18 protein-coding genes and 1 pseudogene are annotated in these 17,571 nt (G+C 70.0%); 9 read left to right on the top strand and 10 right to left on the bottom strand.

Translation table 11 applies throughout. From position 1 onward, the window contains the following. The first annotated feature begins 122 nt into the window (after positions 1-122). The gene (locus tag ACZ7G3_RS34835) at positions 123-257 is read left to right on the top strand and encodes a hypothetical protein (protein WP_470930609.1); all 135 of its coding nucleotides are present in this window, start codon (positions 123-125) and stop codon (positions 255-257) included. Between the two features lie 217 nt (positions 258-474). Here the strand turns inward: ACZ7G3_RS34835 and ACZ7G3_RS34830 are convergent, their stop codons facing one another. From ACZ7G3_RS34830 to ACZ7G3_RS34805, 6 genes and pseudogenes are all read right to left on the bottom strand, one after another. Then, positions 475-882: a DUF6278 family protein gene (locus ACZ7G3_RS34830; protein WP_470930607.1), complete on the bottom strand. Its 408-nt coding sequence runs from the start codon at positions 880-882 to the stop codon at positions 475-477. Between the two features lie 183 nt (positions 883-1,065). After that, the gene (locus ACZ7G3_RS34825; protein ID WP_470930605.1) at positions 1,066-1,845 is read right to left on the bottom strand and encodes an exodeoxyribonuclease III; all 780 of its coding nucleotides are present in this window, start codon (positions 1,843-1,845) and stop codon (positions 1,066-1,068) included. A gap of 72 nt (positions 1,846-1,917) precedes the next feature. Next, complete coding sequence (locus tag ACZ7G3_RS34820; RefSeq protein ID WP_470930603.1) at positions 1,918-2,553, bottom strand: MBL fold metallo-hydrolase; 636 nt, start codon at positions 2,551-2,553, stop codon at positions 1,918-1,920. Between the two features lie 44 nt (positions 2,554-2,597). Next, positions 2,598-3,947, bottom strand: a complete 1,350-nt coding sequence (gene pcaDC, locus ACZ7G3_RS34815) for a bifunctional 3-oxoadipate enol-lactonase/4-carboxymuconolactone decarboxylase PcaDC (RefSeq protein WP_470930601.1) — start codon at positions 3,945-3,947, stop codon at positions 2,598-2,600. A gap of 32 nt (positions 3,948-3,979) precedes the next feature. Continuing rightward, entirely contained in the window at positions 3,980-5,077 is a 1,098-nt protein-coding gene (locus ACZ7G3_RS34810; RefSeq protein ID WP_470930599.1) for an IS110 family RNA-guided transposase, read from the bottom strand. Between the two features lie 478 nt (positions 5,078-5,555). Beyond that, a pseudogene (locus ACZ7G3_RS34805) lies at positions 5,556-6,183 on the bottom strand (transposase); the annotation flags it as partial. A gap of 101 nt (positions 6,184-6,284) precedes the next feature. On the opposite strand from ACZ7G3_RS34805, the gene ACZ7G3_RS34800 reads away from it, so the two are divergent. After that, a complete protein-coding gene (locus tag ACZ7G3_RS34800; RefSeq protein WP_470930597.1) occupies positions 6,285-6,602 on the top strand; it encodes a hypothetical protein in 318 nt (105 codons plus the stop codon). A gap of 8 nt (positions 6,603-6,610) precedes the next feature. On the opposite strand, the gene ACZ7G3_RS34795 is transcribed toward ACZ7G3_RS34800, so the two are convergent. Then, on the bottom strand, positions 6,611-7,432 hold the full coding sequence (locus ACZ7G3_RS34795; RefSeq protein WP_470930595.1) for an ArsR/SmtB family transcription factor: 822 nt from the start codon (positions 7,430-7,432) through the stop codon (positions 6,611-6,613). A gap of 637 nt (positions 7,433-8,069) precedes the next feature. On the opposite strand from ACZ7G3_RS34795, the gene ACZ7G3_RS34790 reads away from it, so the two are divergent. The 3 genes from ACZ7G3_RS34790 (at position 8,070) to ACZ7G3_RS34780 (ending at position 10,313) form a co-directional block, all read left to right on the top strand. Continuing rightward, on the top strand, positions 8,070-8,522 hold the full coding sequence (locus ACZ7G3_RS34790; RefSeq protein ID WP_470930593.1) for a hypothetical protein: 453 nt from the start codon (positions 8,070-8,072) through the stop codon (positions 8,520-8,522). A gap of 119 nt (positions 8,523-8,641) precedes the next feature. After that, the gene (locus ACZ7G3_RS34785) at positions 8,642-9,163 is read left to right on the top strand and encodes a regulator component (RefSeq protein WP_470930591.1); all 522 of its coding nucleotides are present in this window, start codon (positions 8,642-8,644) and stop codon (positions 9,161-9,163) included. Continuing rightward, complete coding sequence (locus ACZ7G3_RS34780) at positions 9,150-10,313, top strand: MAB_1171c family putative transporter (RefSeq protein WP_470930589.1); 1,164 nt, start codon at positions 9,150-9,152, stop codon at positions 10,311-10,313. Before ACZ7G3_RS34785 ends, ACZ7G3_RS34780 begins: the two co-directional genes overlap by 14 nt. A gap of 52 nt (positions 10,314-10,365) precedes the next feature. On the opposite strand, the gene ACZ7G3_RS34775 is transcribed toward ACZ7G3_RS34780, so the two are convergent. Then, positions 10,366-11,196, bottom strand: a complete 831-nt coding sequence (locus ACZ7G3_RS34775; RefSeq protein ID WP_470930587.1) for an SDR family NAD(P)-dependent oxidoreductase — start codon at positions 11,194-11,196, stop codon at positions 10,366-10,368. 256 nt (positions 11,197-11,452) lie between these two features. On the opposite strand from ACZ7G3_RS34775, the gene ACZ7G3_RS34770 reads away from it, so the two are divergent. The 4 genes from ACZ7G3_RS34770 to ACZ7G3_RS34755 all read left to right on the top strand — a co-directional run bounded on the left by ACZ7G3_RS34770 (position 11,453) and on the right by ACZ7G3_RS34755 (position 15,550). Beyond that, on the top strand, positions 11,453-12,193 hold the full coding sequence (locus ACZ7G3_RS34770; RefSeq protein ID WP_470930585.1) for an ATP-binding cassette domain-containing protein: 741 nt from the start codon (positions 11,453-11,455) through the stop codon (positions 12,191-12,193). 378 nt (positions 12,194-12,571) lie between these two features. Continuing rightward, a complete protein-coding gene (locus ACZ7G3_RS34765; protein ID WP_470930583.1) occupies positions 12,572-13,615 on the top strand; it encodes a glycosyltransferase 87 family protein in 1,044 nt (347 codons plus the stop codon). Beyond that, a complete protein-coding gene (locus ACZ7G3_RS34760; RefSeq protein ID WP_470930581.1) occupies positions 13,612-14,343 on the top strand; it encodes an FkbM family methyltransferase in 732 nt (243 codons plus the stop codon). Before ACZ7G3_RS34765 ends, ACZ7G3_RS34760 begins: the two co-directional genes overlap by 4 nt. Positions 14,344-14,380: 37 nt before the next feature. Continuing rightward, on the top strand, positions 14,381-15,550 hold the full coding sequence (locus tag ACZ7G3_RS34755) for a glycosyltransferase family 4 protein (RefSeq protein WP_470930579.1): 1,170 nt from the start codon (positions 14,381-14,383) through the stop codon (positions 15,548-15,550). Positions 15,551-15,578: 28 nt separating this feature from the next. On the opposite strand, the gene ACZ7G3_RS34750 is transcribed toward ACZ7G3_RS34755, so the two are convergent. Both ACZ7G3_RS34750 and ACZ7G3_RS34745 read right to left on the bottom strand, forming a co-directional pair. After that, positions 15,579-16,247 carry a response regulator transcription factor gene (locus ACZ7G3_RS34750; RefSeq protein WP_470930577.1) on the bottom strand — a complete coding sequence of 223 codons (669 nt, stop codon included), beginning with the start codon at positions 16,245-16,247 and terminating at the stop codon, positions 15,579-15,581. Beyond that, complete coding sequence (locus tag ACZ7G3_RS34745; protein WP_470930575.1) at positions 16,235-17,512, bottom strand: sensor histidine kinase; 1,278 nt, start codon at positions 17,510-17,512, stop codon at positions 16,235-16,237. Before ACZ7G3_RS34745 ends, ACZ7G3_RS34750 begins: the two co-directional genes overlap by 13 nt. Positions 17,513-17,571: the final 59 nt, after the last annotated feature.

Here is a 17,571-nt window from a genome sequence, read left to right as displayed (position 1 = left end):
TGCGGATGCACGCCCTGCGCCTTCGCCCATTCCGTCAGATTCACACTCTGACAACGACACTCACTCATACATGGTCACGCTCACCTACTCGACTTGGACGCCCAGCAGGTGAAGACCCCTTCGTGCTGCTGCTGAAGGTGGTCAACTCGCAGGCGTACGGCCCCGATGCCGTCGAACTCGTCGGGGACGTGACGCGGGCGGCGACCAGCCCCCTGCGGGCACCGGCGCCGGCATCCCGCAACTCCCACCGGGCCTGAGTCCGGTGCGCAGCTGACCTTCCCCTCGTCCGCTGACGGCCCGACGTGGTGTCCGATCCGCCGCGCGAGCAGTGATCTCCGGCTGCACCCTGCGCATGCCTCTGTACGTTCGTGTGTGCCCTGACCACCGCAACGTATCGGCACAATCGGCATGTATGCCTACGACACGCGCCTTCCGGTCATTAGCCCTATTTAAGGTGCTCGGGGAGTCGAAGGTTCATGCTTCCGCGACTTCTCCGTAGAGCTGCGAGAGTTCGGGCACTCCGTCCTCCGCCCACGCGTGGCCTGACGCCACCACGTCGAACTCCCGGCCGGAGGCGAGGCGGACGACGGGCTGCCCGTCGGACCGGATGGACCAGGCGGCGCCGGGCACGGTGCGCACGATCACGGTGCCGAGGTACAGACCGGCGTCGTTCCCGAGCCAGGCGAGGATCTCCTCGTCGCTCCGCCAGCGGGGCAGCATCTGGTCGAGCTGCTCCAGCGAGACCTCGGAGTCGTCGAGCCGGACCCCCTCCCGCAACGCCTGCGAGCGCAGCAGGTCGCAGTCGGCCAGCAGGTCACCGATGCCCTCGGCGTCATGAGCCCGGGGATCTTCGCGCCGCTTGCCCAGGAAGGGGAAATTCATACCGCCAGACTGTCATTCGTACCGCCATGTGCACCACAGGGCACGCAGGAGCGAGGAGCAACGAGGGGCGAGGAGGGGCGAACGGAAATCCGGAGGGGCGCTGGAGCGGCACGGGAGACCCGGGCGGGGCGACAGCCCGGGCAGGGCGACAGCCCGGGCAGGGCGACAGCCCGGGCAGGGTGCCTACACGTCCAGGTCCACCACGACCGGCGCGTGGTCCGATGCGCCCTTGCCCTTGCGCTCCTCACGGTCGACGTAGGAGTCGGTGACCGCCTTGGCGAAGGGCTCGTTGCCGTACACCAGGTCGATGCGCATGCCGCGGTTCTTGGGGAAGCAGAGCTGGCGGTAGTCCCAGTAGGTGAAGGGGTGGTCGTACTTCAGCGGGCGCGGGACCACGTCGGACAGGCCGGCGCCGCGCAGGGAGGCGAGGGCGGCGCGCTCGGCGGGGGTGACGTGGGTGGAGCCTTCGAAGGCGGCGGGGTCGTGGACGTCGTCGTCCGTCGGGGCGACGTTGTAGTCGCCCAGGATCGCGAAGGGGCGGCTGCCGGCCGCGTCGCCCTCGACGGCCGCGCGCAGCGCCTCGAACCACTGGAGCTTGTAGGCGTAGTGCGGGTGCTCCACCTCGCGGCCGTTGGGCACGTACACCGACCAGACGCGGACGGGGCCGCAGGTGGCGGAGATCGCGCGGGGCTCCTGGACGCCGTCGTAGCCGGGGTCGCCGGGCAGGCCCTTGACCACGTCGTCGAGGCCGACGCGGGAGAGCACCGCCACGCCGTTCCACCGGCCGGTGGCGTGCACCGCCGCCTCGTAGCCCTTCTCGCGCAGCTCGTCGAAGGGGAACTGCTCCTCGGCGACCTTGGCCTCCTGGAGGCAGAGCACGTCGGTGCCGCTGCTCTCCAGCCAGGCGAGCAGCCTCGGCAGGCGGGCGGTGATCGAGTTCACGTTCCAGGTCGCGATGCGCATGTCCCACAACCTACCCGGCGGCACTGACAACCCGGCCCCGGTCCCCGTCTCGCCGGGGCGCCGGGGCGCGCGTCACACCCGGGCGGAGTCCCCGGGGCTCAGGCGCAGGTGCTCCGAGCCTCCCAGCTGCCCGATCTGGCGGTCGTAGATCGGGCGGGCGAGGTCGGTGAGCAGGGCGTCGTGGATGTCGTAGGCGCGCTGCGGCTTCACCTCACGGACGTAGTCGATGACCTCGGAGATCTTGTTCCACGGCGCCATGACGGGGAGCATCAGCGTCTCGACCGGGTGGCCGGGGACGGTGAGGGCGTCGCCGGGGTGGAAGATCTTGCCGCCGTCGACGAGGAAGCCGACGTTGGTGACGCGCGGGATGTCCGGGTGGATCACCGCGTGCAGCTCGCCGTGAACCTGCACGTCGAAGCCGGCGGCGGTGAAGGTGTCGCCGTGGCCGACGGTGTGCACGCGGCCCGGGAACGCCGCCGAGATCTTCTCCGCGACGGACTTCAGCGTCCAGATCTCGGCGGTCGGGTTGTTCTCCATGGCGGCGCGCAGCCGCAGCTCGTCGAAGTGGTCGGGGTGCTCGTGGGTGACGAGGATCGCGTCCGCGCCGAGGGCGGCGTCCTCCTCGCTGAATCCACCGGGGTCCAGGACGAGCGTCCGCCCGTCCTTCTCCAGGCGGACGCAGGCGTGCGACTTCTTGGTGAGCTTCATGACTCCATCCTGCCGCCGCACACCGGTCCCCGGCTCGGCGGGCATCACTCCGGCGGCGTGGTCTCCTCGCGGATGACCTGCTGCGCCACCCGGAAGGCGCCGTTCGCGGCCGGTACGCCGCAGTAGACGGCCGCCTGGAGCAGTACTTCCTTGATCTCGGCCGGGGTGAGGCCGTTGCGCAGGGCGGCCCGGAGGTGGGGCGCGAGTTCGTCCAGGTGGCCGCCGGCGACGAGGGCGGTGAGGGTGACGCAGCTGCGGGTGCGCCGGTCCAGGCCCGGCCGGTCCCAGACCTCGCCCCACGCGTACCGGGTGAGGAACTCCTGGAAGTCCCCCGAGAACTCGTCCGCCTGCGCCAGCGCCTGGTCGACGTGCGCGTCGCCGAGCACTTCGCGGCGCACCTTGAGCCCCGCCTCGTACGGGTCGGGCCGCCCCTGCCCGGGCACCTGCGGAGGTACGGCGGGCGGGGCGATCTCCGCGATGGGCGACGCGGCCTGCGGCGGGGCCAGGGCAGGCTGGACGGGGGCGGTGGAAGCCGCGGGCGCCGCGGAGAGCGCCGGTGCGACGGCGTGGGCGGTCGGGACGGCGATCTGACCGGTGGACGTGTCGTGGGCGGTCTGCCAGGCGGTGGTGAAGTGCCGCACCAGCAGGTCGGTGACGGCCGCGGGCTGCTCGACCGGGACCAGGTGGGAGGCGCCGGGGACGACGGCCAGGCGTGCGTCGGGGATGCCGGCGACCAGGGTGCGGGCCTCGGCGGGGCCGGTGACCTGGTCGTCGGAGCCGACGAGGACCAGGGTCGGGGCGCCCACGCGGCCGAGTTCGCCTCGTACGTCGAACGCGGCGAGCGCCTCACAGGCGGCGATGTAGCAGCCGGGGTCGGTGGTCCGCACCATCTGCACGGCCCACTCGGTGATGGCGGGCTGGGCGGCGGCGAACCCTCCGGTGAACCACCTCTCCGGCGCGCTGCGGGCGATGGGGTCCAGGCCGTTGGTGCGGACGATCACGCCACGCTGACGGAACTCGTCGGCCGTACCGAAGCGCGGCGAGGCGGCGATCAGCGCGAGGGAGGCGAGGCGTTCGGGGTGGCGAAGGGCCAGTTCGATGCCGACGGCGCCACCGAAAGCGCAGCCCGCGTAGCCGAAGCGCTGCACGCCGAGTCCGTCGAGCGTGGCCAGCAGGCGTGTGGTGAGCTCGGTGACGGAACCCGCCGGGTGGGCGGGGGCGCCCCCGTGTCCGGGCAGGTCGAAACGGAAGACCCGCCACTGCTGAGCCAGCTCGGGCACCTGCCGGTCCCACATGTGCCATGTGGTACCCAGTGAGGGACCCAGGATCAGGACCGGGGCGTCTTCTGGCCCGTCAAAGCGGTATTGCAGGGTGTTCGGTGGTGTCTCACTCACGCCCCAGACCCTCTCACGTCTCACGGACGCCCCTATAACGCGGGGGCGCGGGAAACCGGTCTGACCAGGTTGAAGACCTCGCGGGCCGCGTATCGCTTGAGGCATCGGATGATCTCACGGCGGGTCTTGCCCTCCTGGGTGCGGCGTTCGTAGTACGCCTGGGTGCGGGGGTCGTGGCGCAGGCGGGTGAACACGATGCGGTGCAGGGCAGCGTTCGCCTGACGGTCGCCGCCGTAGTTGAGCCGACGCGTGCGCCGTCGGCCGGAGGAGTACTCGATGGGGCTGACTCCGCAAAGGGCAGCAAAGGACGCCTCAGTGTTCAGGCGCTCGGGATTGTCCCCCATGGTGATCAGGAGAGTGGCGGCACTGTCCGGGCCGATGCCCACCGGTACGAGCAGTTGCGGCGCGTGGCGTTCGACGAGCCGGGTCAGGCGTTGGTTCAGCTCGTTGATCTGTCCGGTGAGCTGCTCGATGCGTTCGGCGAGCATGCGTAACGTCAGGTGGGTGGCCTGGGCCACCGCGTCCTCGTCTCCCCCACCATCGGGTGGGCTGAGGGTCGCACAGGTGCGGAACAACTCGGCATTGCCCAAGCTCGACAACCGTTCCCGCAGGGCGGGGTCGGCGATGACCAGGACGGCCTTGAGCTGGTTGATCGCCTGAGTGCGGGCCTTGACCGCGGAGTCCTTGGCGAGCTTGAAGATCCGGGCGCTGTGCACCGGACCGTCGCCGGACTTGGCCCGAGCCCGGGCACGGCCACTGAGCACGGCCCGCGCTGCGGCCTGCGCGTCGAGTGAATCCGACTTGCCGAGCAGACGGCGGGCCGACCGGTCGGGCCGGTTCACTTCGAACACCTGGATCTGCTGGGCCAGCAGGTAACGGGACAGACCCGCACCGAAGGTGCCGGTGCCCTCCACGCCGGCTCGGCGCACCGTCCCCCGCTTGCGGGCCCACACGAGCAGTTGTCGGTAACCGGCCGCCGTCGCCGGAAAGGACTCGGTGCCCAGGATCTTCCCGAGCGGGGAGATCACGGCGGCGACGTGAACCTTGCCATGCGTGTCCACGCCCAGGACGACCTCGCGCCGGACGGGCGGATCCGTGCTTGAGGAGGTGCTGCGCTGTCGGGTCGTCATGATGGTTCGCCTCCCACGTGGTGACGTGATGGGTGGATGGCACCGGCCCGCTCGGGCGGTCTGAACCGTGATGGCGCCTGGAACTCGGCAAGGCCCCTATAGGGACACGCCCTGTGGCTCGGTAGCAGGCAGCATCCCGCAACGGCAGTCGACAGGTCCGTGACTGGACACTTCGGTCAAAGATCTCACGAGTCAGACCTCCGTCCGGAACGGCATCGCGCAACCGTCCCATCGTTCCCGGCGCACCGGCACGTCCCGACCACAGCCGGATGGCTTCGCCCGAACCAGTGCCCAACCTGGCCGGAGAAGGCTGAGAATGAGTTGACTCCTCGCCCACTCGCGACCGGCAATGACAGACAGCCGCCTGGCCCGCCTTACGGTTGTCCTTCATCGACCATCACACGAACGGCTTCGAGTCCTCTTTCTAGTACACGGGGCAGGGGCTGGTGGCAGGTGGAGCAGATGCCGGTCCAGCACCTCAGGAAGCCCTGGAGGCCGTCGAGGATCTGGTAGAGAGTGAGCCCGGTGTGGGTGCTTTTGGGGCCAGCCGCTATTCGGTGAGAAATGCGCGGGCGACGGTCACGAGGGTGACGTGGCGGTGCCGGCCAAGCCAGGACCGGCCTTCGAAGTGGTCCAGCCCCAGGCCGTGCTTGAGCTCGCGGTAGTCGTGCTCGATGCGCCAGCGGACCTTGGCCAGTCGAACCAGGTCGGTGATCGGAGTGTCGGCCGGCAGGCTGGACAGCCAGTATTCGGTGGGCGCCTCGGCGCCTTCGGGCCACTCGATCAGCAGCCAGCAGTCGGGCAGCACCCCGTCCCACCAGCCCTGTTCGGCCGAGGCGGCAGCCCGGATCGGCCGCTCGACGGCTTTGCCGGCCGGGCGGACGCCCACGACGGCGAAGCGGGAACGTAACTCTCCTCGCGGGCCCTGCCGCCAGGTGAGGGAGGTTAAACGCTGCCTGTCCGAGATCGGCGGCAAGGGCTGCCACCGAGGGAGCCCGGTGACGGTAGCGGGGCTGAGGCCGGCCGCCAACAGGACCCTTGCGGTCCGGAGCCACGGACTGGACGTCGAACGGGTGGGCACTCACGTCCGCACGGACGGCCGACACAGATCAGCCGTGATGGGGCACACGCTGAAGCTGTACAGCATCAATTCCACGGAAATCCGCGCCGATGGACCGAAGGGCTCCGGCGGTGTGACATCGGCACAATGTTCCGGTTCAAGGGACTGGAGTACCAGCGGCTGATCAACGCGGGCCTGACCGAAGGGCTCGTTCCGCGTGCGGGCGTGAGTCGGCTGCTGATCGCGAAGCCACGTGCTACCAGCACAAGGTGCAGCGGGCCAGATCCCTGCTCTTCGTGGCCACGATCCTTCGAGCGCCTGAAGACCGTTCTGGAACCCGTCGGTGCCGCAGCCCTGGCCGCCCTCGTGTCCGGCCGCCTGGACCACCGCTCGCGCCGGGTGGGCGTCATCACTGCGGGCGACAACGTGAACACAGATCGCTCGGCGCGTCTGCTCGGCGGCTGATCCGCCGGTCAGTCCTGCCGGCCGAGAACCGCCTCGCCGAGGTGGGTCAGGCGATGCAGGGTCAGGTTGTCCCGGCGTTCGGCCGCGATCAGCCCGGACCTACGCAGCACACCAAGGTGGCGGCTGACAGAGGGGTGGGAGAGGTCGAGCCGACGTGATATGTCACCGATGGCCACGGGTGACCGCAAGGATTCGAGTACGTTCGCGCGTGTCTGCCCGAGTAACTCGCTCAACGCGGCAGCACGGTCGTCCTCCTGCTGCTGCCAGAGTCCGGCCGCGGCGTCGGTTGGAGGCGAGACGTTGTAGACAAGGACGGGCGCGCCCTGTCCGCCCGTCTCCGCATCGACGACCATCGGCTCGGGCGCGAACAGTGACGGGGCGATGACCAAACCTTCGCCGAGAAGGTCGGTCTTCAGTCCTTCCTGATTGTTGTCCACACGAAGGACCGGCGCACTCCAACTCACCGAAGGGTGAAGGTTGTTCAGGACGTTCTTCACGCCGCCGGACAGAACGGCCCGCCCTCTGGCCTCGCGTTCCAGTTCCAGGTAGTTCCGGATGCGCCCCCAGAACGGCTTCACCGCGACCGAGCTGAAGCGGCGCGCGTCGATGTGGAGGGCCGCCCGCGGTTCCCGCGGCGAGCCGCTGCCCGGCGCACCGGAAACACCGGGCCTCCGCAGTCTGCGCCGCACCTTCATGCGCCATTCCGCGAACTCGTCCGGACGGGCGTCCACGTACCTCAGTTCGGCGAACCGGGATTCGAGGTCCGGTCCGAGTGAACCGACGAAGCGGATGCTGGTGAGATCCTCCACCGTGAGATGCAGGCGGACCAAGGCGATGTCTCCTCAACTCGACTCTTGCGCTGCTTGCACTTCGGCGGCACCGGCCAAGGGCCGGACGCGGACTTGACGTCCGCACGCGTCGGGCGGCCGGGGCCTGGTTCAGGGCAGCGTGGGGCGGGACCGGCCACGCCGGACAGAGGGGTCGAGGGGTCCGCCCGCACCGAAGCCGGGAAGCCGCGCCCGGTCCACGTGGACCGTATCCGCGGCGAACTCGCCAGGCTCTGATGTGGCCGCCATTCCGTGATCCCCCTGTCAGCCGGTGTGGCGTTGATGCGTCGACGCGACCGTACGCATGCCCTCGGCGGGCCGCCCCACGCTCCGTGGTCAACGGAGTCGGTGCACGAAGCAATGGACACCCGGCACAGGGGCCGCCGCAAGCACTCGGGACCGTACTCAGCGGATGACAGAGTGTCAACTAATCCGCTGGGGCCCCGGTTTACTGACCCTTACCTGGTCACCGCTGTGCGCGGCCCCCTACACGCCCGTCACTTCCGACGCTTGTCGAGTTTGAGCCAAAGGCCCTCGAAAAGCCGGACGACTGCTTCCAAGGCAGCGGCCAGCCGCCTAAGTTAAGGGCCATGTTCTGTCCGCTGGACATGGAGAACAATCGTGCGCGGGAGTTGGAGACTTGGTCAGTAGCAACAGCGGTGACAGCGGCCAGGCGGACTCGTCACCTTTGGCTCGGCGACTCGAAGACATCGTCAACGCGTACTACCGGGGCAACCGTCCTCCCTACAGCAAGATCGCTGAGGAGATCCGCAAGAGCACCGGGCGCCACTTCTCGGCCACCTACCTGTGGGAACTGGCGACCGGCCGAAAGCGGAACGTGACACGCGAGCATCTCCGCACCCTCGCAGAGCATTTCGGCGTCACCCCGGACTACTTCACCGACGAGGAGGTGTCCGAGAAGGTGAGGCGCCAGATGGAGTTCGCCGTCGCTCTGGCGAACAACAAGGTGCGTACGCTGGCCTTTCGGGCCGATGGGCTGTCCGAAGCGGGCCTCGACGCCCTGCTCGCCCTCGTGAACGCGATGTCCGATGACTCCCAGTCACGGGAACGTCCACACCGCGCCGACCAATAGGACTCATGCGAGAAATCGGGGTAGCAACGACAAGTGAGACCACGAGGGTCACGCCCGCTCACGCAGGCGCCCAAGCGGCTTTCAGCCTTTCCGTCGCCCTGGTCGGGGGGTGACGGAGGATGAGGAAATCAAGCGAGTACGCCGAGTTGCAGCGCCGGTGTGCAGCGATCCTGCGCGATCTCGGAGTGCACCGGTCACTGTCTCTGGACGCGATCCGTGAACGGGTGGAGGAGCTGAGAGAGCGTCCGCTCGTTCTCAAAGAACTTCCCGAACAGGCGGCGGTCGCCGGAGCCTGCGGTCTGTGGCTGGGTACGGAAGATGCCGACTACGTCTTCTACGAGGCCCGCACCGCGCCCCTTCACCGGGAGCACATCATCCTGCACGAGATCGGCCATGTGCTGTGTGACCACCATCGAGGCGTGACCGGACACGGCGAGGAACTGACGGGACGGCTTCTCAGCGACCTGACACCTCATCTTGTCAAGCGGCTGATGGCACGCACCAGTTACACGACAGCCGAGGAGCAGGAAGCAGAGATGATCGCCAGCCTGATACAGAGCGCCGGCACGAGCAGGCGCGCAACCGGACCGCTCGGACGGATCGGCGCGTTCCTCGGAGTGACGGTCGATGTCGACAAGTGAGCTGGCGTCCCAGGTCGGGGTCGGCAGCGTCTTCGCCCTGTGGTTCGCGCTGGTCTGTCGGGCCCGGCCGGCCTTGCGTCAGCCGCACCAACGGGGGCTGTGGCTCACCGTGCTGGCCGCCACCATCGCGATCACGCTGTTCCAGCCCCGGATCGTCGCGGGGCTCATGAACGCCGGCGTGGACCTTCACACGGTCACTCTGACCCGCAACCTGATCGGCGTCCTGAGCGCCGGATTGGTCCTCGTCTCCATGGTCGACACCGCCCACGCTCGTCACCTTCGACGTTCCGTAACGGTCGCCCTGGCGGTGCCCATCGGAACACTGCTGATCCTCGACCTGCTGCAGTTGGGCCGGCCGGGCGACGGGATCATGTCCGTACAAGGACCGGCCGACCCGGCTGTCGCCTACTGGCTCATCCTGATCGTCGCACATCTGATCGGTGACGCCGTTGCCCTCGTGGTCTGCTGGGCGTTCAGCCTGCGTTCGCCGGACCGCGACCTCGTCTGGTCGCTGCGGCTGTTCGCGGTGGGAAGCGTCTTCGCCATCGCCTTCTGGTCCGGTTACCTCTGGCTCCTCTACGACGGCACTGCCGCCATGCTCCCCTATCTGTCACTGGTCATCGGCGTCCACGGCTTCATCCGGGCTGCGTCCCTGCTGGTCCCCATGGTGACTGCTGTCGTTCGGTCGTGGACCGCTCTGCGGGTCACCTGGTGTCTGTGGCCGCTGTGGCGCGACCTCATCCAAGCGGTGCCCCACGTGGCACTCGCCAGCCCGCAGCGAACCCGGTTCCGGGAGGTGCTGCTGCCGCGTTCGCCGTTGGCGCTACAGGCGCACCGGCAGACCATCGAGACGTACGACGCGCTCCTCGATCTCCAGCAATACGTCCGGCCTGGCTCTTACGAGGAGGCGCGCCGGTACGCCCGGCGGACAGGGGTACGGGACGACCGGCTCGCCACTGCCGCACTCGCCGGAGTACTCGACCAGGCCCGGCGCGCCAAGCTCGCGGGCGCCCCGCCGTCCGGCTCCGGCCCTCTGCCCGGCGTGGTGCACGGCAGTCCGGAGACACTGCTCGGGATCGCCCGGATGTGGCCGCCCATGGCGGACGCGCTGCCCGTTCACGGCCAGCCCGCTCCGGCCCGGCGGCCCTGATCCGCCGCGCACGACGGGTCCGGAGCCGGCCGCCGCGGTCGGGCGGTGGCGGTCATGGTGTGTCGGGGACCTCGCTGCCGCGTGGCGCGACGTGGAAGTCGAAAGCCAGCGTCCCGGGGTCCAGGGCCGTCGCCCCGCCGTCAACGGTGAGAACGGCACCGTTCACGTACGACGCCGCCGGCGACAACAGCCAGGCTACGGCCTCGGCGATCTCACGCGGCTCACCCGGTCGCCCCAGTGGCAGCAGCCTGGTCACTTCCTTGTAGGCGGCCCGAGTGCCACCTCCCCCCAAGTCCGCTTCCTCAGCGAAGCGCGTCATGCGACGGTCGGCCATCTCGCTGCGCACCCAGCTCGGGCACACGATGTTGGCTCGTACTCCCTGACGCCCGTAGTCGACGGCGACCGAACGGCACAGCTGGAGCAGGGCCGCCTTGGACGTGGCGTATGGAACGTTGCTCGTGCCGTTACGCAGGGCGGAGACCGAAGCAACGGCGACCACCGCTCCGCTCGACTCCAGCAAGTGCGGGATCGCCGCGCGCAGGAGCAGCAGAGGGCCGGTGACATTGGTACGCATCACCACCTCCCAGTCGTCCAGCGACAGATCGCCGACGGCACCGCCCCGGCCGATGCCCGCGTTGAGTACCACCCCGTCGATCCGTCCGTGGGCGGCCAGCGCCGCTCGGACGAGGCCGTCGGCGGCCTCCGGATCACCGACGTCCGACGGATGTGCGAGTACGCCGATCTCCCGTTCCAGGCGCCGCAACGGCTCGCTCCGCCGACCGGAGACAACCACCTGGTGCCCCCCTTCGCGGAGCAGCCGGGCGGTGGCCTCTCCAATACCCGAACCTCCACCGGTCACGATGACAACTCGCTCGTCAACCACTGCCTTCCTGGCTCCTTTCGGATCGCATGACACGTTTGAGACTAGGCCCCGGTGATTCTTCACTGGCAACTTCGCGCCAGGCTGGCCCTCCGGGCCCCTGCGGTCGGGCCGCTGCGGGGGCCGTCACGCCGCCGCCTCGGTGATGGCAGTAGGGAAAACCCGCCCCCGCACTCTCCTGTCAGGTCTACTGCCTCAACCCTGTCCCCCTGCTGCACTGGGTCGACCTGCTCCCGAGCCTCGACGAGGTCTGACCGACATGTCCCAGTTCACCGATATCCGCCTTCCCGTCGTCCAGTTGGTCAGGGTCTCCGTCGACCACCGCGGAGACACCGGCCACGGGCCTGCCCTCAGCGAGGCCAGTGTGGGCTTCCCGGAGCGAATCCTGACCACGGTCGTGGGGTCCTCCGGCGCGGGCAAGAGCACCCTCCTGCGGTGCGCTTCGGGGGTGGAGCGACCGAGCCGGGGCAGGATCTTCCAAGGCTCACGGGCACTGGAGGCCATGGACGAGCGGGAACTCATGGAGCTGCGCGGGCGTTACGTCCCGCATCCGCCCTTGCTGCCTCCGGCGCTCACCACGTACGAGTACGTGGACCGGAGGGTGCGAGTCACCACCGACCGTACGGCCCGGCGGGCCGCCGTGCTGGAAGCGCTGCGCCACGTGGGCCTGGAGAAGGAGGCCGACCGCAACCTCGCCGGTCTCTCCCCAGAGCAACGGGTACGGGTGGCCATGGCCGGAGCTCTGCCTGCCGGACCACGAATCCTGTTCGTCGACGAACCGACGGACTCGCTCGACGGAGCCGGTGGTCAGCGGATCATGGGTGTGCTGCGCGCCTTGGTGGAGAAGGCCGGACGCACCGTCGTCGTGACTACCCGCGACCCGGTGGTGGCCGCCTGCGCGGACCGCGTGATCTTCCTCGTCGGCGGCCGTGTCGTCGGCAAGATCGACTGTCCGACGGCCGACGAGGTCGCCGCCGAACTCGTACGGCAGCAGCCCTGACAGCAAGCTCAGTCCAACCCGTACGGAGTCCGGCACCCAGGGTGCGCTTCGAGGCGTCAGGCTCATGATGGTGGGGAAAACCCGACCTCCAGGTCTCGACTTGGCTGTCATGACCTGGGGCAACGCCCCCGGTGCAATGGACGGGTGCTGAAACGAGGCGTTCAACTCCGACCGTATACAAACAAGTTGCTGTCCGCGGGTTGGCTTGTGGCTGCCGTGTGGGCCGCCGTCTTCCCGTTGATCACAGCGCCTGAACCGCACCGGCTATGGGGCGCGAGCGCGTGCGTGGGGTATCTCTGCGCGGCGGTCGCCGCGTTGTCAGCGCGCCCCTACGGCCGGTCCGTCTCGGTCGGGTGCGCCGTCGGCGGTGCCGTCGTCGTGCCGCTCGCTCTGCTGCTCCTGACCGGCGCAGCACAGAGCGAAGTCGGCGTGGTCGAGCGCTCTGGTCTGCTGACACTGCATCAAGCGACGCCCTACCTGGCCGATCCCCGGTCAGTGGCTGAGGTCACCCCGTACCTGCCGGGGATGGCGGTGTTCGGTTTGCCGCGTGCGGTGCTCGGCGACAGCGGCCCGTCGGCGGCACTGTTGGGTGACGCCCGGCTCTGGTGTGCCGCGGCCTTCCTGGGCTGTTTCTGGGCGGCTCGCCGGGCGAGCCGTCTTCCGGCCGGCAGCTCGCCAGCGTCCGGCGGGGGCGGGCTGAGCCGCCACGCCATCGGCGCTTTCGTCGCCTCACCGGTCGTCGCGCTCCCGCTCTGCGTCAGTGGTGTGGACCTGCCGTTGACCGGGCTGCTGTTCCTGGCCCTGGCGTACGCGGCACGCCGCCGACCGGTGGCCGCCGGCCTGGCTCTCGCAGCCGCCTGCTCCCTCAAGTGGACGGCATGGCCGGCAATCGCGGTGGCCGTCTCGTTGCTCGCTCACCGGGGCGGCAGCCGGGAGGCTGTGCGCGGGGCGGCCGTTGCGGTGGTGGGCACCGCCCTGCTCGTTCTGCCGAGCGCGCTGCTGGCGCCCGGGCCTCTGATGCAGCAGGTCTTCGCGTTCCCGACCGGGCGTGGGCCGTGGGAGACTCCTGCTGCCAGCCCGCTGCCGGGCCGACTGCTCGCCGACCTCGGCCCAGCCGGCTGGTACGCGGCGGTCGGGCTGCTGCTGGTGGGCGGGCTGGCGGTCGCCGCTTCCCTCCTGCTCCGGCCGCCGGGCGGACTGGTGCCGGCAGCCGACCGGCTCGCCGTCGGCCTGTGTGTGGCGTTTCTCCTCGCGCCGGCCGGCCGCTTTGGGTACCTCGCGCTCCCCGCCGCCTTGGCCGTGCTGGCCCGGATGGCGGCCGGCACCCGTCGAGCGGATCCCGTGCATGGCCGCGTTGTCCGGTGCGTACGGCTCCCGCTCCCGCGCCCGCTCCCTGTTCCAGCGGCATGGAGTGTCCGGTGAAGGGCCGTCGTATCGCGGCGGTGGCCGCTGCCCTGCGGTGGAGTGCCCACCGGTTCCCCTTCGTGGAGGACGAGGTGGCAAGCCTGCGGGCGTTCGTGCCGTCGGGCTCGGTGTGCGTGGACGCGGGCGCCGAGTACGGGCTGTACACCTGGGTGTTGGCCGCCCTGGCCGGGCCGTCCGGCCGGGTGCACAGCGTCGAGCCGCTCCCCGGCCCCTATCGCTGGCTGCGGAATACCGCGCGACTGCTGGGAGCCCGAAATGTGACCGTGCACCGGGCGGCCCTCGGCGCATGGTGCGGACGCGGAAAGCTCAGTGTGCCGGTACGGCGAGGGCTGCCGGTACACGGACGGGCCTACCTCACCGACGGCGCGAACGGGCCGGGTCCCAATGCCGAGTTCCGCGACTCCCGCACCGTCGTGACCCCCGTCCGCACCCTCGACCAGCTGGTCCGCGAGGTCGGCATACAGCGGCTGGCGTTCGTCAAGGCCGACGTCGAGGGTGCCGAGCTCGGGCTCCTTCAAGGCGGTTCGGCCACTCTGCGCAGACACCGTCCCACGCTGTTACTGGAGATCGAGCGGCGTCACCTGGCGAAGTACGGAGCCGAACCGGCCGACGTGCTGCGACACCTACGGGGCATCGGCTACCAGGCCCACCGTCGGAGCCACGGCCGCTGGGTGCCCGTCGCCCGCGTCACGGACGACCGCCGCAACTACCTCTTCACCGCCTGACACCCAATCACCCTCCGTCCCGAAGGCAGCGTTCTCCATGGGCACCACTTTGATCGTCACCAACGACTTCCCGCCCCGCCAGGGCGGCATCGAAACCTTCGTCCACGCCATGGCGATCCGCGTCCCCGGACATGACGTGGTCGTCCACACGTCCAGCGAACCCGGCGCCGCCGCGTTCGACGCCAGGCTGCCGTTCCCGGTCGTCCGGGACCCGGCCCGCACACTGCTGCCCACCCCGACGGTGACCCGGCGCACGCTGGAGATCGCCCGCCGGCACGGCTGCGACCGGGTCTGGTTCGGGGCCGCCGCCCCGCTCGCGGCGATGGCACCGGCGCTGCGGCGCGGCGGAATCCGGCGGATCGTCGCCACGACGCACGGTCACGAGATCTGGTGGGCGCGCACCCCGGGCGCCCGTCGGGTGATGCGGCGCATCGGCGACCACGTGGACGCCGTCACCTACCTAGGCGAGTACACCCATCGCCGCATCGCGCCGGCGCTGGGGCCGCGGGCCGAACTGGTGCGACTGGTCCCGGGTGTGGACCCGACGGCGTTCCTGCCCAAGCCGGACCGGGCCCGGCAGGTCAGAGAACGACACGGACTCGCGGGCCGCAAAATCGTGCTGTGCGTCTCACGGCTGGTCCGGCGGAAGGGTCAGGACATGCTGATACGGGCGCTGCCGGCCGTACGGCGGACCGTGCCTGAGGCCGTACTCGTCATCGTAGGCGGCGGGCCTGACGAGGAGCGGCTGCACAGGCTGGCGCGCCGCCACGCCGACGGTCACGTGGTGTTCACGGGCGGGTTGGACCACGCCTCGACTGCTCCCTACTACGCGGCGGCCGACGTCTTCGCCATGCCATGCCGGACCCGGAAGGCCGGACTGGAGGCGGAGGGCCTGGGCATCGTGTTCCTGGAGGCGGCCGCCGGCGGCCTGCCTGTGATCGCCGGTGACTCGGGCGGTGCGACCGACGCGGTCCTCGACGGGGTGACCGGCGACATCGTAGACGGCACGGACCCAGGAGCCGTGGCCCGGGCTGTGTCGGCGCTCCTGCGCGCACCGGAACGGGCCGCCGCGATGGGCGAGGCCGGCCGCGACTGGGTGGCTTCCCACTGGTCATGGGACACGTCGGCCCGACGCCTGACGCGGCTACTCGGCACCGACGCCGATCTCGCGTCGGTCGTATCCGGCCGGGACGACGGAAAGAGCTGACGGCCTACCCGCGGACCGGGCGGTCTGGTCAGGTTCGCGGGACCTCCCCGCGGAGGTGGGCGAGAACGGCGAGGACGCGCCGATTGCCCTCAGCCGGATCGAGATCCAGCTTCATGAAGATGTTGCTGGAGTGCTTGACCACAGACGCCTCCGTGATGGTGAGCCGTCGGGCAATGGCCTGGTTGTTGAGTCCCTCCGCCATGAGGGCAAGAACCTCACGCTCACGGGGTGTCAGCCGCTGCAACGGCTCCTCAGCGGTCCGCTGCTGGAGCAGTACGCGGACCACTTCCGGGTCGATCACGGTCTGCCCGCCGACGACGCGGTCCAGCGCGTCGAGGAAGTCGGTGACCTCCCCCACCCGGTCCTTCAACAGGTAGCCGAGGCCCCCCTCGACCGGCGAACCCCCCGTGAACAGTTGGGTCGCGTAGGCCGTGGCGACGTACTGAGACAGCACCAAGACCGGCAGGCCGGGGTGCCGCCCGCGCAGCTCGAGTGCTGCCTTCAATCCCTCATCGCGGAAGCCGGGCGGCATCCGCACATCGGTGATGACCACGTCGGGGCGGTCTGCGTCCACGGCACGCGCCAGTTCCGCCGCGTTCCCGGCCGAGGCGGTCACCTCGTGTCCGACCCGGGACAGCAGCTCCACCAGACCAGCGCGCAACAGGACCGAGTCCTCGGCAAGCACTACGCGGAGCACGGCACCTCCACCCGGAGTTGCGTGGGTCCGCCGACGGGGCTGGTCACGATGAGTCTTCCTTTCAGCACGGCCAGTCGGTCCGCCAATCCCTGCAGGCCGGCCCCAGCGACGGGGTCCGCGCCGCCATGGCCGTTGTCGGTGATGAGCAGCACGAGTTTGTCCTCTCGCAGACGGCCGACGACGGTGACCCGGTCGGCGCCACTGTGTTTGGAGGCGTTCGTCAGCGCCTCGGTGACGGTGAAGTACGCCGTCGTCTCGACGGCCGAGGGCAACCGGTCCGGAAGGTCGACATCGACGGTCACCGGGATCGGGTTGCGCAGGGCCAGTTCGGACACGGCCGCCGACAATCCGTGATCCGTGAGGACCTGGGGGTGGATACCGCGCACCAGGGAGCGCAACTGCTCCAGGGCCTGACGGGCCTCGCCTCGGGCTCGGGCGACGAGCGGTGCGGCGCCCGAGTCCTGGTCGCGCAGCTCCAGCTCGGCCAGTCCCAGGGTCATGCTGAGCGCCACGAGCTGCTGCTGGGCACCGTCGTGCAGGTCCCGCTCGATGCGCCGTCGCTCGGCCTCGAACGCGTCGACCAACCGGGCCCGGGAACGCGTGAGTTCGATGACCCGGCTGTTCAAGTCCTCGTCCCGCGCGGACAGCAGAGCCTGTGCGACCCACACCTGGGTGCCGGCGAGCAGTCCGCCCACGTACGCCGAGACGAGCAGCCCGAGCAGGCCGGCGGCGCTTCCCGGCAAGGCGGCGACGGGGTCGGAGACCGTCCGGCCGGGCACCAGCATCACGGTGTCGGGTGCGATCCCCCACACAATGACCGGCGTTGCCGTCAGCAGGACCGACAGGCCGAGCAGGGCGGTGAAACCGATCCCGGTGGCGGTGAAAACGATCCCCAGGGCGAGGGTGTACCCCAGCTCCCGCCAGGTGGCCCGCTCGCGGAGCCGGGTGCGCAACCAGGGCAGGACGCCCGTACCGGGCAGGGAACCGTGCGGGTCGAGGAGCGGTTCTGGTTCGACCAGTCGCAACCGGCGCCGTTCCAGGGCAGCGACGGGAATGCCCAGGACTGCGACCCCCATCAGGATGATGAGCCCGACGCCCACCACGGACAGCCCGATCCCGACGAAGAGGAGGACAGCCAGGAGGAGCAGCACGCCGAAACCCACGACGGTCCCGCTCAGCACGAACGCCCAGCACCGCAGCGGCCAGGCGGAGAGGACGAAACGCAAGGGACGTCTCCGCACGGCCTTCCATACGGCGACGGTCATGGTGCGTGTCCCTCCGGGGCCGTTCACGTGCGGGTCCACCGCCACTCTAACCGCCCGGC

It is taken from the genome of Streptomyces sp. NPDC037271 (genome assembly GCF_055603605.1).
Note: the sequence above shows the minus strand (reverse complement) of the source record. Positions and strands in the feature narration are given on the sequence as shown.